Genomic DNA, 14053 nt, shown 5'->3' on the forward strand with positions numbered 1-14053 from the left:
TGCTGAGGACCGACAGTCAGGAGCGGGGCATGGGCAAACGCGGCGAAGGAACGACGGCCGAGCGGGTGGACCGCGCCACCGAGGCGTTCGTCACCCACCGCAACCTGCTCTTCACCGTCGCCTACGAGATGCTCGGCTCGGCCACCGACGCCGAGGACGTCCTTCAGGAGACCTGGCTGCGCTGGGCCGGCGTCGACCCCGGCGGCGTGCGCGAGGAGCGCGCCTATCTGGTGCGCATCGTCACCCGGCTGGCCCTGGACCGGCTGCGCGCGCTCGGCCGCCGCAAGGAGTCCTACGTCGGCCCGTGGCTGCCCGAGCCGCTGCTCACCGCGCCCGACGTCGCCGAGGACGTCGAGCTCGCCGAGAGCGTCTCCATGGCGATGCTGCTGGTTCTGGAGACCCTCACCCCGACCGAGCGGGCGGTGTTCGTGCTGCGCGAGGTGTTCGACCTCGACTACGAGGACATCGCCGAAGCCGTCGACAAGAACCCCGCCGCCGTACGCCAGATCGCCCGCCGGGCCCGCGCCCACGTCGCCGCCCGCCGCCCCCGGGGCACCGTCTCCCCGGCCGAGACCCGGGCCGTGATCCAGGCCTTCCAGCGGGCGGTCGAGACCGGCGACCTCCAGCGGCTGCTCGACATCCTCGCCCCGGATGTCGTCGCCCTCAGCGACGGCGGCGGGGTCAGACGCGCCATCCCGCGGCCGATCCGCGGTGCCGAGCGGGTGGCCCGGCTGCTGGCCACCGGCTGGTACCGGCGCGACGCCGCGAGGTCGCTGGAGCCCGTGCAGGTCAACGGCAGCCCGGGCCTGCTCGTGCGGCTCGACGGCGAACTCGACGGCGTGCTGGCCCTGCGGATCGACCACGGCCGCGTCACCGGCCTCTACCACGTGCGCAATCCCGAGAAGCTGTCGTGCGTGGGCAGGGAGACATCGGTGAGCCGCTGAGAGTCGTTTTGAGCGCCGCTTGGCTTGGAGCCGCCGCACGGGGCCTCGGGCGTGACCATCCCGGCCCGGACGCCGTTGGAACGGGCATGAAGAAGCGCAGCATGCTCGCCATCGCCTCCCTCGCCACCGGGTTCGTCGTCGCGGCGGTGAGCCCCTCCCACGCCCTCGGCGACTCCCCCCTCGGGGACCTCGACGTGCAGGACACCCTCAGCACCCTCGACCACACGATCGCCAGCGAGAGCCTGTCGGGCGTCGACGAGTCCGCCCTCGGCGGAGAGGCCGGCGCCGACGGCTGACTGCCCGCACGCCCCGCCCACAGGGTCCCGGACCCCGCAGAAGGGGCCCGGCACCCTGCTGTGCGTACACCCTCAACTGCGCCTGGTTTCCATGGCAGGGTGTTGCGGGCAAGCCACAGGGGGCCGAACTGAAGAGGGGGCAACGTGACCGTCGTCTGGATCAACGGCGCGTTCGGTGCGGGAAAGACGACCACCGCACGGGAGCTGATCGACCTGATCCCGAACAGCACGCTCTTCGACCCCGAGCTCGTCGGCGGGGCACTCACCCAGCTGCTCCCGGCCAAACGCCTGGCCGAGGTGACCGACCTCCAGGACCTGCCGATCTGGCGCAGACTCGTGATCGACACCGTGGCCGCGCTGCTCGCCGAACTCGGCGGCACCCTCGTGGTGCCCATGAGCCTGCTGCGCCAGGAGTACCGCGACGAGATCTTCGGCGGACTCGCCGCCCGCCGGATCACCGTACGCCACCTCGTCCTGACCCCGGCGGAAACGATCCTGCGCGAGCGGATCGTCCAGCGCGAGGTCCCGCCGGACCGGCCCGACGGCGAGATACCTCTGCGCCAGTGGGCCCTCGACCACATCGAGCCCTACCGCGCCGCCCTGGCCGGCTGGCTCGGCGCCGACGCCCACCCCGTCGACAACGGCACCCTCACCCCGTACGAGACCGCCGTGCGCATCGCCGCGGCCGTCGCCTCCGAGGCCGCGCCCGCCTGCGCCATCGTGCAGACCGCCGAACCCACCGCGGAGACCGTCGCCTCGGGTGTGCTGCTCTTCGACGAGCACGACCGGGTGCTGCTCGTCGACCCCACCTACAAGCCCGGCTGGGAGTTCCCCGGCGGCGTCGTCGAACCCGGCGAGGCACCCGCCCGCGCCGGCGTGCGCGAGGTCGCCGAGGAGACCGGCATCCGCCTGGACGACGTACCGCGACTCCTCGTCGTCGACTGGGAACGCCCCGCGCCGCCCGGCTACGGCGGACTGCGCCTGCTCTTCGACGGCGGCCGCCTGGACCGCGCGGCCATCGACGGACTCCTGCTGCCCGGCCCCGAACTGCGCGCCTGGCGCTTCGTCACCGAGGAGGAGGCCGCCACCCTGCTCCCACCCGTCCGCTACGAACGCCTGCGCTGGGCCCTCCGGGCGCGGGAACGGGGCGCGGCGCTCTACCTGGAGGCCGGGGTGCCCGTGTAGCGCTTCCTGAGCTGTGACCGAGCTGAGGGCCGGCGCTGTTCGGGGGTGGTTGCCGCCGTCCCCGGGCTGCGGCTGATCGTGGGTTGCTCGCGCAGTTCCCCGCGCCCCTGGGTGCGTCGCCCTAGGGGCGCGGGGAACGGCGCGACCGGCCACGACGGGCCCGCAGGCCCGAAACGGTCGGTCACCACGCAGCTCGGACCGGCCGGCGGCTCAGCGCGCAGCGGGCGTCAGCTCGCCGCGTAGTTCCGCAGGAACAGCGCCTCCGCCACCGACAGCCGCTCCAGCTCCTGCGGGGACACGCTCTCGTTCACGGCGTGGATCTGCGCCTCCGGCTCGCTCAGGCCGATCAGCAGGATCTCCGCCTGCGGGTACAGCGCGGCGAGGGTGTTGCACAGCGGGATCGAGCCGCCCTGACCGGCGTACTGCATCTCCTCACCCGGGTACGCCACCGCCATCGCGTCGGCCATCGCCTGGTACGCCGGGCTTGAGGTGTCCGCGCGGAACGCCTGCCCCTGACCGACCTGCTCCGTCACCACCCGCGCGCCCCACGGCGTGTGCGCCTCCACATGCGCCTGCAGCAGCTTCGTCGCCGCGGCCGCGTCCACGCCCGGCGGCACCCGCAGGCTGATCAGCGCACGGGCGCTCGCCTGCACCGACGGCGTGGCACCGACGACCGGCGGGCAGTCGATGCCGAGCACGGTGACCGCCGGCCGCGCCCAGATCCGGTCGGCGACCGTGCCGGAGCCGATCAGTTCGACCCCGTCCAGCACCTTGGCGTCCTCGCGGAACTGCTCCTCGTCGTACTGCAGCCCGTCCCACGCCGCCCCCTGGCCGAGCCCGTCGACCGTCGTGGAGCCGTCCTCCGACCGCAGCGAGTCCAGTACGCGGATCAGCGCGGCCAGCGCGTCCGGCGCGGCGCCGCCGAACTGGCCGGAGTGCAGGTTGCCCCGCAGCGTGTCCATCTGCACCCGCAGCAGGGTCATCCCGCGCAGCGTGTTCGTCACCGTGGGCAGGCCCACGCGGAAGTTGCCCGCGTCGCCGATGACGATGGTGTCGGCCTCGAGCAGCTCCGGGTGCGCCTCGGCGTACCGCTCCAGACCGCCGGTGCCCATCTCCTCCGAGCCCTCGGCGATGACCTTCACATGCACCGGTATGCCGCCGTTCGCCTTCAGCGCGCGCAGCGCCAGCAGGTGCATGATCACGCCGCCCTTGCAGTCGGCGGCACCCCGCCCGTACCAGCGGCCCGCACGCTCGGTCAGCTCGAACGGCGGGGTGTCCCAGCCGGCCTCGTCCAGCGGCGGCTGCACGTCGTAGTGCGCGTACAGCAGCACCGTCTTCGCGCCCGCGGGCCCGGGCAGGTAGCCGTACACCGACTGCGTGCCGTCCGGGGTGTCCAGCAGCGCCACGTCCTCGAAGCCCTCGGCGGCCAGCGCGTCGGCGACCCAGCGCGCGGCGCCCTCGCTCTCGCTCTTGGGGAACTGGTCGAAGTCCGCCACCGACTTGAAGGCCACCAGCTCGGCGAGCTCCGCCTTCGCCCTGGGCATCAGGGAGGCGACGGTCTCGGCGACCGGATTCGACGACATGGGCACGCTCCTCATGGGTGCGACGTCGGACATGTAGGTAACGCGATCCTCCCACAGTGGCCTGCGGTGATGTCGGTCGTAGGATGCGGGGGACAGATGCGGCAGGCGGCTGGACCGGGAGCGGTAGACCATCGTGAGCAGCGAGAACTCTTCGGCGGACTCTTCGGCGGACTTTTCGGCGGATCACGAGCGGCAGGTGTGGGACGTCGTCGTGGTGGGCGCGGGACCCGCGGGAGCCTCTGCCGCGTACGCGGCGGCGGTCGCGGGACGGCGCGTACTGCTGCTGGAGAAGGCCGACCTGCCCCGCTACAAGACCTGCGGCGGCGGCATCATCGGCCCCTCGCGCGACGCCCTGCCGCCCGGTTTCGAACTGCCCCTGCGCGACCGGGTGCACGCGGTCACCTTCTCCCACAACGGCCGCTTCACCCGCACCCGCCGCTCCAAGAACATGCTGTTCGGGCTGATCAACCGCCCCGAGTTCGACCAGCAACTGGTCGAGCACGCCGAGAAGGCGGGTGCCGAACTGCGCACCGGCGTCACCGTCTCGCGCGTCGAGCAGCACGGCTCGGCGGTGCCCGACCGGCGCACGGTCGCCGTGGTCCTCCAGGGCGGCGAGACCCTGCTCGCCCGGGCCGTGGTCGGCGCCGACGGCAGCGCCAGCCGTATAGGGGCCCACGTTGGCGTCAAGCTCGACCAGGTCGACCTCGGTCTGGAGGCGGAGATCCCGGTGCCGGAGACGGTCGCCGAGGACTGGAAGGGCCGGGTGCTCATCGACTGGGGCCCCATTCCCGGCAGTTACGGCTGGGTCTTCCCCAAGGGCGACACCCTCACCGTCGGTGTGATCTCGGCGCGTGGAGAAGGCGCCGCCACCAAGCGCTACTTGGAGGACTTCATCGGCCGGCTCGGCCTCGCCGGCTTCGAACCGAGCATCTCCTCCGGCCACTTGACCCGCTGCCGCGCCGACGACTCGCCGCTCTCGCGCGGGCGTGTGCTGGTCTGCGGGGACGCGGCCGGGCTGCTGGAGCCGTGGACCCGCGAGGGCATCTCCTTCGCGCTGCGCTCCGGGCGGCTCGCGGGGGAGTGGGCCGTCCGCATCGCCGAGGCGCACGACGCCGTCGACACCCGCCGCCAGGCCCTCAACTACGCCTTCGCCGTCAAGGCGGGCCTCGGCGTCGAGATGGCCGTCGGCAAGCGCCTGCTCGCGGCCTTCGAGCGCCGCCCCGGGCTCTTCCACGCCGCCCTCACCGGATTCCGCCCCGCCTGGCGCGCCTTCATGGACATCACCCGCGGCTCGACGTCCCTGGGCGAACTCGTCCGCAACCGCCCGATCGCCCAGCGCGCGCTCACGGCCCTGGACCGGCGGCCGGTGGCCGACCCGGCGAGTGAGCCGGTGACCGGTCCGGACAGGCCCGGTGACGCCGAGGACGTCACTTCCTGACCGTGATCCGGAAGACCGGGTGGTCCTGGGCCGCCGCGAGCAGCTCCTCGTCGGACGACTTCGCGGTGACGCCCTGGAAGTACTGGTCGACCTCCCAGCCCCACTTCTCCAGATAGGTCCGCAGGATCGGGAGCTTCTCGGCGTCGGGAAGCTCCCGCGCGGTGAAGGTGCGCACCTTCCGCCCGACGCGCAGCTCGCCCTCGCCGGCCGCGCGCATGTTGCGCACCCACTGGGAGTGCCCGCGGGCCGAGACCAGGTACTGCGCGCCGTCGTGGCTGTGCGGGTTGACGGGCAGACGCAGCATGTTGCCGCTCTTGCGTCCGCGCACGGAGAGCTCCGCGGTGCCGGCGAGGCTGATGCCGTGCCGGGCGAGCCAGCCGATGGCGCTGTTGAGGCGGGTGGCGACGGGGCCGGCCTTGAGGTAGTAGGGCGTGGGCGCTGATGACGACATGGTGGTCCCCCTGAGACCGGAGCCGATGAGAGCGGTGCTCGGTTTCGTGAGCAGTGCTCTCGCTTGAGAGCAGTGTGCACGGGAGCGGCACTCCAAAGCAAGAGCGGTGCTCTCGTTTGTGTGCACTGCTCTCCCCCTGTGGCAAACTGCCCCCATGAGCACCGCACAAGGAGCCCGCGCTCGCGCCAGGATCGAGATCACCGCGGCCATCAAGGACGAGGCGCGCAGGCAGCTCGCCGCGGAGGGTGCCGCCAAGCTGTCCCTCCGGGCCGTCGCCCGCGAACTCGGCATGGCCTCCTCGGCGATCTACCGCTACTTCCCCAGCCGGGACGACCTGCTCACCGCGCTGATCATCGACGCGTACGACTCCCTCGGCGCAGCGGCCGAGGCAGCGCACGACGCCGTCGCCGACGCCGGGCCCGTGCGCCGCTGGACGGCGGTCTGTGAGGCGGTGCGCGCCTGGGCGCTCGCGCATCCGCACGAGTACGCGCTGATCTACGGCTCCCCGGTCCCGGGGTACGCCGCGCCGCAGGCGACCGTCCAGCCCGCCTCCCGGGTCGGCCTGCTCCTCATCGCCATCGTCCGCGACGCCCACCACGGCCTCGGCGTGGCCCGCCCGAAGCTGCCGGCCGAGCTGCGCGCCGAGGCGGACCGGATGGCCGCCGATCTCGCTCCCGACCTGCCCGCGGAGGTGGTGGCGACGCTGGTCGCGGCCTGGGCGCAGCTGTACGGGCTGGTGGGGTTCGAGCTGTTCGGGCAGTTCAACCGGATCGTCGAGGACCGCGAGCCGTTCTTCCGCCACGCGGTGACCCAGCTCGCGCACTCGGTGGGACTGGTCTACCCGCAGGAAGGCCGCTCGAAGGGCGCGGTCAGCCCGCGGCCGTAGCCAGCAGCACCGGGTCCTGGCGCAGCACCCGCGCGTGCAGGGCGCGCAGCGCGGGCCCCGGGTCGGCGCCCAGCGCGTCGGCGAGCCGCCGCCGGGCCGCCTCGTAGGCGGTGAGCGCGTCCGTCGGGCGCCCGGTCCGGCACAGGGCGAGCATCAGCAGCTCGACGAGCCGCTCCCGCAGGGGGTGCGCGCTGACGAGCCGCATCAGTTCATGGACGTACCCGAACGCGTGGCCCAGCTCGATCTCGCCCGAGAGCCGTTCCTCCAGCACGGTGAGCCGCTTCTCGGTCCAGCGCAGCCGTTCCGCCGCGAGCCAGGGCGCGCGCAGTCCCTCGGCGAACTCGCCCCGCCACAACTCCTCGGCACGCCGGGCCAGTTCGACGGCACCCGCGGTGTCCCCGGCGTCCCGTGCCGCCAGGGCCGCGTCGACCAGCAGCCGCCGCTCGCGCAGGTCGGCGACGTCCGTGCCGGTCAGCCGGTACCCCGTGCCCGTCCACACCAGCTCGGGCCCCTCACCGAGCGCCCGGCGCAGCCCGGAGACGTACTTCTGCACGAGGTTGCGCACATGGACCGGAGGGGCGCCGCCCCACACGGCCTCGACGAGCCCGTCGTAGGAGATCGGCCGCCCCTCTTGGAGCAGCAGGACCGCGAGCACCGCGCGCTGCATGGGCGGGCCGAGCGGGATCTCCACGCCGTCGCGCAACGCCCGCAGCGGGCCCAGCAGTTCGAAACGCAGGCCGTGCGCCGCCCCGGTCGTCCCCTCACCCATGTGCCGAGCCTAACCCGCACTCCGCGTTCCAGTGGATCTTCCAGCGGACGTTCCAGCGGGCCGGGTGACGGTGTCCGCCACCCCGAACTCCCGGCGAAAGGCCCCCTCATGCTCACCCGGCTCGGCCGACTGGCCGTGCACCGCAGCCGTGCCGTCCTGATCGGCGCCCTGCTCACCTTCCTCGGCCTCACCGCGTACGGCGCCGGCGCGCAGGACGATCTGGACCTGTCGCGGTGGAGTTCGCCCGGCACCGAGTCGGTGCGTGCCGCCGACGAGCTGCGCGACTCCTTCCGCACCGGCAACCCCAACCTCGCCCTGCTGGTCACGCCCCGCGACGGCGACGTGGACAGCCCCGCCACCGAGCGGGCCGCACGCGAACTCGCCGTCGAGATAGGAGCGTTGCCGCTGGTCACCGACGTCACCTCCTACTGGGACGCCGACAGTCCCGCCCTTCGCTCCACCGACGGCCGCCGCGCTCTGATCCTGGCCCGCCTCGAAGGCACCGCCACCGAGACCCGCGAGGAACTGGCGGAACTCTCCCCGAGGTTGACCCGTACGACGCCCGCGATCGACGTCCGTGTCGGTGGTCAGGAGGAGATCTCCCGGCAGGTCGGTGAGGAGGCCAGGGCGGACTTCCTGCGGGCGGAGGCGTTCGCGCTGCCGGCCGTGCTGCTTCTGCTGATCCTGGTGTACCGGCGCACGGTCGCCGCTCTGCTGACCGTGGCGGTCGGACTGTTCGCGGTGGTCGGCACCCTGGCCGGGCTGCGGGCGATCGCGCAGTTCACGGAGGTGTCGACGTTCGCCGCGAACCTCGCGCTGGTTCTCGGACTCGGCCTCGGCATCGACTACAGCCTCTTCGTCATCACCCGCTACCGCGAGGAGCGGGGGGCCGGTCACGACCAGCCGCGGGCAGTGGTCCGGGCGACGGCGGGGGCGGGCCGTACGGTCGTCTTCAGCGGCGTCACGGTCGCCGTGTCGCTGTGCGCGCTGCTGGTGTTCCCGTTCTTCTTCCTGAGTTCCTTCGCCTACGCCGGAGTCCTCGTCGTCCTGGCCGCCGTCGCCGGGGCGGTGCTGTTCCTGCCCGCCGCGCTGGCGCGCTGGGGGCACCGCGTGGAGCGTTCCGCGGTCCCGGCGTCCGGCTTCTGGCATCGCACCGCGCTGCGCGCCATGCGCCGCCCGCTGCTCGCCGGCGCCGGGGTCCTCACCGTGCTGCTGCTGGCCGCCTCCCCGGTGCTCGGGCTCCGCTTCGGTCTGCCCGACGAACGCACGCTGCCCGAGGGGACGTCCTCGCGGACCGTCTCCGCGACCGTGCACCGGGAGTTCGCGGCCGAGCCGACCGACACGGTCCAGATCGTGCTGAGCGAGAAGGCCGACACGCGCGCGTACGCCGCCGAACTCTCCCGGCTCTCCGGTGTGTTCCAGGTCGACGCACCCGAGGGCACCTACCGCGACGGCCTGCGCAGCGGCGTCCCCGGCCAGGACCGGCTGACCGCGCCGGACGGCCGGGTGCGGCTGGCCGTCGTACCGACGCAAGGGGCGATGTACGGCTACGTCCCGGGGTTCGTCGAGCGGCTGCGGGACACGCCGTCCCCGGCGCCCGCGCTGGTGGGCGGGTACCCGGCCGAGACCACCGACTTCCGGGCGACGCTGCTGGACCGGCTGCCGCTCGCGGTCGGGATCGTGCTGGTGGCGACGTACGTGATCCTCTTCCTGATGACCGGCAGCGTGCTGCTGCCCGCGAAGGCGACCGTGCTCAATCTGCTGAGTCTGTCGGTGATGTTCGGCTGCCTGGTGTGGGTCTTCCAGGACGGGCATCTGTCCGGGCCGCTCGGGTTCACGCCGACCGGCGCGATCGAGCCGAGCATCCCGGTGCTGATGTTCTGTGTGGCGTACGGCCTGTCGATGGACTACGAGGTGTTCCTGCTGGCCCGGATCAAGGAGGAGCACGACCGCACCGGAGACACCGGCCGGGCGGTGGCGGAGGGCATCCGGCGCAGCGCGCCGCTGGTCACGGCCGCGGCCGGAATCCTGGCGCTGTCCTTCCTGTCGTACGCGACCTCGGGCGTCGTCTTCCTCAAGGAGCTGGGCATCGGCACGGCCCTGACGATCCTCGTGGACGCCACCCTGATCCGGGTCGTGCTGCTGCCTGTGACGATGCGGCTGGCGGGGCGGGCCAACTGGTGGGCGCCGCGGTGGCTGGCGAGGTGGCGTGTGCGGGACGTACTTCCTGGGGAGTACGTGTGATCACCTCGCCCGGCTGACGCCCCGGGCGGTGGGCGCGGTCTAGCGTGGCGGCATGGAAGAACAGCCCGTCCGTCAGCCGTGGGCCCACGACCGTGAAGTCCGGTGGCCGTGGCGTTCGACCCTGCTGATCACCGTGTTCGTGCTGGTCGGCTCGCACTTCGCGGCCCAGCAGCAGGAGGGCGAGCGGGCGGCGCTGGACGTCTTCGCGCGGGTGCTGCTGGTGCTGGCCTGCGGACAGCTGCTGTGGCGGCTGCGGCATCCGGTGCCGGTGGTGTTCGGCACGGCGGCCGCCGCGGCCGTCTACCTGGGTGCCGGGTATCCGTACGGGCCGGTCTTCGTCACGGTCGCCGTGGCCGTCTTCAGCGCGGTCGTCGCCGGTCACCGGCGGGCCGCCTGGACGGCCGTGGGCATGCTGTGGGCCGCGCATGTGCTGGTGGCGCACTGGCTGTACCGGTGGCTGCCGCCGTCGGGGGACTCGGCCGCGTCCTGGGGGCAGGAGGCGGTGATCGCCGCATGGGTGGCCGCGATCGTGGCGCTGGCGGAGCTGGCCCGCGTACGGCGCGAGCAGTGGGCCCGTGAACGGGCCGAGCGCGCCCAGGCGGCCCGGCGCCGCGCCGACGAGGAGCGGCTGCGCATCGCCCAGGAACTCCACGACGTCCTCGCCCACAGCATCTCCGTGATCAATGTGCAGGCCGGAGTGGGGCTCGCCCTGCTGGACACCGACCCCGAGCAGGCGCGGGCCGCGCTCACCACCATCAAGTCAGCCAGCAAGGAGGCGCTCGGCGAGGTCCGCCAGGTCCTCGACACCCTGCGCACCCCCGGCGACGCGCCCCGCGCCCCCGCGCCCGGCCTGGACCGGCTGCCGGAGCTGGTGGAGCAGGCGGCGAGCGCGGGCCTCACCGTCCGGGTCGAGGGCGAGGTGCCGCACCTGTCGCCGGGCGCGGACCTCGCCGCGTTCCGGATCGTGCAGGAGGCCCTCACCAATGTCGTACGGCACTCGGGGTCACGGCACGCGCGCGTGCGGCTCGATCACGGCGACCGTACGACGCTACGGCTGTGTATCGACGACGACGGACCGGCGACGGGCGCCGACGCGGGCGGCAGCGGCAACGGGCTGGCCGGAATGCGGGAGCGGGCGGCCGCGCTGGGTGGCACGATCGAGGCGGGCCCCCGGTCCGACGGCGGCTTCCGGGTGCTCGCCGTGCTGCCGTTGCGCACTGAGCCGAGGTCGAGTGGTGAGGAGGCCGACCGGTGATCCGAGTGCTGCTCGCCGACGACCAGTCCCTGGTGCGGGCCGGTTTCCGCGCGCTGCTGGACGCGCAGCCGGACATCGAGGTGGCCGGTGAGGCCGCCGACGGCGAGGAGGCGCTGCGCGCGGTGCGCGAACTGCGCCCGGACGTCGTGCTGATGGACATCCGCATGCCCGTCCTCGACGGCCTGGCCGCCACCCGGGGCATCACCGCGGACGCGGATCTGAAGGACGTGAAGGTGGTCATGCTGACCACGTTCGAGCTGGACGAGTACGTCTTCGAGGCGATCCGTTCCGGCGCGTCCGGCTTCCTGGTGAAGGACACCGAGCCGGACGAACTGCTGCGCGCGGTACGGGCGGTGGTCGCCGGGGACGCCCTGCTCTCGCCGGGCGTCACCCGCAGGCTGATCGCCGAGTTCGCGGCCCGCTCCAAGGAGCCCGGCGCGGCGGGGGAGTTGGCCCGGCTCACCGAGCGGGAGCGGGAGGTGATGGCCCTGGTCGGCATCGGACTGTCGAACGAGGAGATCGCCCGCCGCCTCGTCGTCAGCCCGCTCACCGCGAAGACCCACGTCAGCCGCACGATGGTGAAGCTCGGCGTGCGCGACCGGGCCCAGCTCGTGGTGCTGGCCTACGAGTCCGGGCTGGTGCGGCCGGGCTGGCTGGGCTGAGCCGGGCGCCGGAAACGTACCAGCACGGAGATCACGCGGGCGGCGAACAGGACCGCCGCGACGGCCGTACCCGTGCGCAGGAGGAGTGTCTCCACTCGGCCCGGCAGGTCGAAGAACAGCACCGGCCCGGCGATCGCCCCGAAGACGACCGCGGCCGCGAAGGCCGCGCTGAACAGCGCATAGCCGATCTCGACGGTGATCGCGTCCCGTTGGGCCTGCGTACGCCGTGCTTCGTGTGTGGTCATGTGGCTTCCCCCGTACATGGTCATGACCGCAGTGAAACAGGCGAGTGCCCGGCGGGGCAAACGGCCCCGCCGGGCACTCGTGGAGGCGGTGCCCCCGTTCAGTCGCGGACCGCAACGCGCTCCGCGTCCGCCTCCTTCACGGTGGACCTGGCGACGACGACCGAGTGCGCCTGCGGCCGGCGTCGGGTGAGCAGACCCGAGAGAGTGATCAGCAGGCCGAGCGCGGCGATCCCGGCGACCACGAGCAGGCCGGGCCGGTAGCTGTCGAGGACGGCCTGCGGGGTGGCGTCCTCGGGGGCGCCCGCGGTGACCACGGCCGTCACGACGGCCAGGAAGATCGCGCCGCCGACCTGCACGGAGGTGTTGAGCAGTCCGGAGACCATGCCCTGCTCGTGGTCGTCGACGCCGTTGGTGGCCTGGATGTTGAGCGACGGGAAGACCAGCGCGCAGGCCGCGCCGATCAGCAGCATGCTCGGCAGGATCGCGACGGCGTACACCGGGTCGAGGTCGACGCCGAGGAACAGCCCGTAGCCGACGACCATCAGGGCGAACCCGGCCGCGATCAGCCGCTGGGTGCCGAACCGGTCCACGATCGCGCCGACCTTCGTCGCGGAGATCGCCACCAGGGCGCCCGCGGGCAGGAAGGCGAGCGCGGTGTGCAGCGCGGACCAGCCGAGCAGCGACTGCATGTACAGCGTGACCAGGAACTGGAAGCCGACGTACGAGCCGAAGAAGGTCATCGCGCCGAGCTGGGCGCGGATCTGGTTGCCGGAGCGCAGTACGCCGAGCCGGATCAGCGGTCCGGCCGAGCGCCGCTCGACGAGGACGAAGACGGTCAGCAGGACGGCGACGGCGAGGAAGGACAGCAGGGTGCGGGCCGATGTCCAGCCGACCTCGGGGGCCTGGACGACGGTGAAGACCAGCAGCAGCATCGAGGCGGTGCCGAGGACGGCGCCGGGGACGTCGTAGCCGTTGTGGTCCTTCTCGCGGGTGGTGCGCGGCAGCAGCTTCAGGCCGGCGGCCAGGGCGATCAGGGCGATGGGCGCGGGCAGCAGCATGGTCAGGCGCCAACTGGCCTCGGTGAGCAGGCCGGACAGCACCAGGCCCATGGAGAAGCCGGTGGCGGCGCAGGGTGGTGTAGATGGACAGGGCGCGGTTGCGCAGCGGGCCCTCGGGGAACGTGGTGGTGATGATCGACAGGCCGGCCGGGGCGGTGAAGGCCGCGCTGAGGCCCTTGATGAAGCGGCTGGCGATCAGCAGGGGGCCGGAGTCGACGAGCCCGCCGAGCAGCGAGGCGAGCGCGAAGACGCCGAGGGCGACCAGGAAGACCTGGCGCCGGCCGAGCAGGTCGGCCGTGCGTCCGCCGAGGAGCAGCAGGCCGCCGTAGCCGAGGATGTACCCGCTGACGATCCACTGCAGCGTCGAGGTGGACAGGCCCAGGTCGGAGCCGATGGACGGAAGGGCGACGCCGACCATGGACACGTCCAGGGCGTCGAGGAACATCGCGGCGCAGAGCACCAGCAGGGTGCCCCAGAGCCGGGGAGTCCAGCGAGCCGTCGACGCGGCCGCCGAAGTGGTGAGCGGAGAGGTCATGGCGACGACACTACATGCATGTGCATGAGATGCAAATGCATTTAATTCCGATGCAACAAAGTCGTTTCTCTGCTACGGTGCGCCCATGTCGGCGAAGAATGCCCAGCAGGCGCTCGTGGACCAGTGGCGCGCCATCCTGGCGCTGCACGCCCGCACCCAGTGCGAACTCGACCGTGCCCTCGGGCAGCACGGCCTGTGCGCAAGCGACTTCGAGGTGCTGGACGTGCTCTCCGAGGGAGGCTCCTACCGGGTCCAGGAGATCTCCGAGCGCGTACACCTCAGCCAGAGCGCGCTGTCCCGGCTGGTCGCGCGGCTGGAGAAGGACGGCCTCGTCGAGCGCGGCCTGTGCCCGGAGGACCGCCGCGGCGTGCGGGTGGCGCTGACCGGGAAGGGGCGCGCACTGCACGGGGCGGTCCTGCCGGAGCAGCGCGCTGTGCTGACGAGGATGCTGGCAGCCGAAGAGGGCGAGGGCCTGCAGTCGGCCTGATCCGGCAGGCGGGCC

13 protein-coding genes and 1 pseudogene are annotated in these 14053 nt (G+C 72.9%); 9 read left to right on the forward strand and 5 right to left on the reverse strand.

Annotated features, from left to right (window positions below):
• Positions 1–29: 29 nt before the first annotated feature.
• The 3 genes from RKD23_RS33260 to RKD23_RS33270 all read left to right on the forward strand — a co-directional run bounded on the left by RKD23_RS33260 (position 30) and on the right by RKD23_RS33270 (position 2425).
• Entirely contained in the window at positions 30–944 is a 915-nt protein-coding gene (locus tag RKD23_RS33260) for an RNA polymerase sigma-70 factor (RefSeq protein ID WP_424858390.1), read from the forward strand.
• Between the two features lie 86 nt (positions 945–1030).
• The gene (locus RKD23_RS33265) at positions 1031–1240 is read left to right on the forward strand and encodes a hypothetical protein (protein ID WP_404039277.1); all 210 of its coding nucleotides are present in this window, start codon (positions 1031–1033) and stop codon (positions 1238–1240) included.
• A 144-nt stretch (positions 1241–1384) separates the two neighbouring features.
• Positions 1385–2425, forward strand: coding sequence for an NUDIX domain-containing protein (locus tag RKD23_RS33270; protein WP_424857063.1), 1041 nt, complete (start codon positions 1385–1387; stop codon positions 2423–2425).
• Positions 2426–2652: 227 nt separating this feature from the next.
• Here RKD23_RS33270 and RKD23_RS33275 read toward each other — a convergent pair whose 3' ends face one another.
• Positions 2653–4008, reverse strand: coding sequence for a dipeptidase (locus RKD23_RS33275; RefSeq protein WP_424857064.1), 1356 nt, complete (start codon positions 4006–4008; stop codon positions 2653–2655).
• Between the two features lie 133 nt (positions 4009–4141).
• On the opposite strand from RKD23_RS33275, the gene RKD23_RS33280 reads away from it, so the two are divergent.
• Positions 4142–5446, forward strand: coding sequence for a geranylgeranyl reductase family protein (locus RKD23_RS33280; protein WP_424857065.1), 1305 nt, complete (start codon positions 4142–4144; stop codon positions 5444–5446).
• Here the strand turns inward: RKD23_RS33280 and RKD23_RS33285 are convergent.
• Positions 5436–5897, reverse strand: a complete 462-nt coding sequence (locus RKD23_RS33285) for a nitroreductase family deazaflavin-dependent oxidoreductase (protein WP_424857066.1) — start codon at positions 5895–5897, stop codon at positions 5436–5438. The genes RKD23_RS33280 and RKD23_RS33285 overlap by 11 nt on opposite strands.
• A 154-nt stretch (positions 5898–6051) precedes the next feature.
• On the opposite strand from RKD23_RS33285, the gene RKD23_RS33290 reads away from it, so the two are divergent.
• Positions 6052–6783, forward strand: a complete 732-nt coding sequence (locus tag RKD23_RS33290) for a TetR/AcrR family transcriptional regulator (RefSeq protein ID WP_424857067.1) — start codon at positions 6052–6054, stop codon at positions 6781–6783.
• Here the strand turns inward: RKD23_RS33290 and RKD23_RS33295 are convergent.
• Positions 6767–7552 carry an AfsR/SARP family transcriptional regulator gene (locus RKD23_RS33295; protein WP_424857068.1) on the reverse strand — a complete coding sequence of 262 codons (786 nt, stop codon included), beginning with the start codon at positions 7550–7552 and terminating at the stop codon, positions 6767–6769. The two genes, RKD23_RS33290 and RKD23_RS33295, sit on opposite strands and share 17 nt — an antisense overlap.
• Positions 7553–7660: 108 nt before the next feature.
• Between RKD23_RS33295 and RKD23_RS33300 the strand changes: the two genes are divergently transcribed.
• The 3 genes from RKD23_RS33300 to RKD23_RS33310 are packed head-to-tail and all read left to right on the forward strand — an operon-like array spanning position 7661 to position 11713.
• Positions 7661–9796: an MMPL family transporter gene (locus tag RKD23_RS33300; protein ID WP_424857069.1), complete on the forward strand. Its 2136-nt coding sequence runs from the start codon at positions 7661–7663 to the stop codon at positions 9794–9796.
• Between the two features lie 52 nt (positions 9797–9848).
• The gene (locus RKD23_RS33305) at positions 9849–11051 is read left to right on the forward strand and encodes a sensor histidine kinase (protein ID WP_424857070.1); all 1203 of its coding nucleotides are present in this window, start codon (positions 9849–9851) and stop codon (positions 11049–11051) included.
• Positions 11048–11713 carry a response regulator gene (locus RKD23_RS33310; RefSeq protein WP_424857071.1) on the forward strand — a complete coding sequence of 222 codons (666 nt, stop codon included), beginning with the start codon at positions 11048–11050 and terminating at the stop codon, positions 11711–11713. The genes RKD23_RS33305 and RKD23_RS33310 overlap by 4 nt, the downstream gene beginning before the upstream one ends.
• On the opposite strand, the gene RKD23_RS33315 is transcribed toward RKD23_RS33310, so the two are convergent.
• A complete protein-coding gene (locus RKD23_RS33315) occupies positions 11674–11958 on the reverse strand; it encodes a DUF6332 family protein (RefSeq protein ID WP_424857072.1) in 285 nt (94 codons plus the stop codon). The two genes, RKD23_RS33310 and RKD23_RS33315, sit on opposite strands and share 40 nt — an antisense overlap.
• A gap of 98 nt (positions 11959–12056) precedes the next feature.
• Positions 12057–13551: pseudogene (locus tag RKD23_RS33320) on the reverse strand (MFS transporter).
• A gap of 85 nt (positions 13552–13636) precedes the next feature.
• On the opposite strand from RKD23_RS33320, the gene RKD23_RS33325 reads away from it, so the two are divergent.
• A complete protein-coding gene (locus RKD23_RS33325; RefSeq protein WP_424857073.1) occupies positions 13637–14038 on the forward strand; it encodes a MarR family winged helix-turn-helix transcriptional regulator in 402 nt (133 codons plus the stop codon).
• Positions 14039–14053: the final 15 nt, after the last annotated feature.

It is taken from the genome of Streptomyces sp. SAI-170, from assembly GCF_049739565.1.
Lineage (GTDB): Bacteria > Actinomycetota > Actinomycetes > Streptomycetales > Streptomycetaceae > Streptomyces.

What these genes read in the sequence shown, in the direction of transcription:
- RKD23_RS33260 (WP_424858390.1), top strand. Translation starts at nt 30, where the DNA reads ATGGGCAAACGCGGCGAAGGAACGACGGCCGAGCGGGTGGACCGCGCC.
- RKD23_RS33305 (WP_424857070.1), top strand. Translation starts at nt 9,849, where the DNA reads ATGGAAGAACAGCCCGTCCGTCAGCCGTGGGCCCACGACCGTGAAGTC.
- RKD23_RS33290 (WP_424857067.1), top strand. Translation starts at nt 6,052, where the DNA reads ATGAGCACCGCACAAGGAGCCCGCGCTCGCGCCAGGATCGAGATCACC.
- RKD23_RS33315 (WP_424857072.1), bottom strand. Translation starts at nt 11,958, where the DNA reads ATGACCACACACGAAGCACGGCGTACGCAGGCCCAACGGGACGCGATC.
- RKD23_RS33300 (WP_424857069.1), top strand. Translation starts at nt 7,661, where the DNA reads ATGCTCACCCGGCTCGGCCGACTGGCCGTGCACCGCAGCCGTGCCGTC.
- RKD23_RS33325 (WP_424857073.1), top strand. Translation starts at nt 13,637, where the DNA reads ATGTCGGCGAAGAATGCCCAGCAGGCGCTCGTGGACCAGTGGCGCGCC.
- RKD23_RS33265 (WP_404039277.1), top strand. Translation starts at nt 1,031, where the DNA reads ATGAAGAAGCGCAGCATGCTCGCCATCGCCTCCCTCGCCACCGGGTTC.
- RKD23_RS33285 (WP_424857066.1), bottom strand. Translation starts at nt 5,897, where the DNA reads ATGTCGTCATCAGCGCCCACGCCCTACTACCTCAAGGCCGGCCCCGTC.
- RKD23_RS33295 (WP_424857068.1), bottom strand. Translation starts at nt 7,552, where the DNA reads ATGGGTGAGGGGACGACCGGGGCGGCGCACGGCCTGCGTTTCGAACTG.
- RKD23_RS33275 (WP_424857064.1), bottom strand. Translation starts at nt 4,008, where the DNA reads ATGTCGTCGAATCCGGTCGCCGAGACCGTCGCCTCCCTGATGCCCAGG.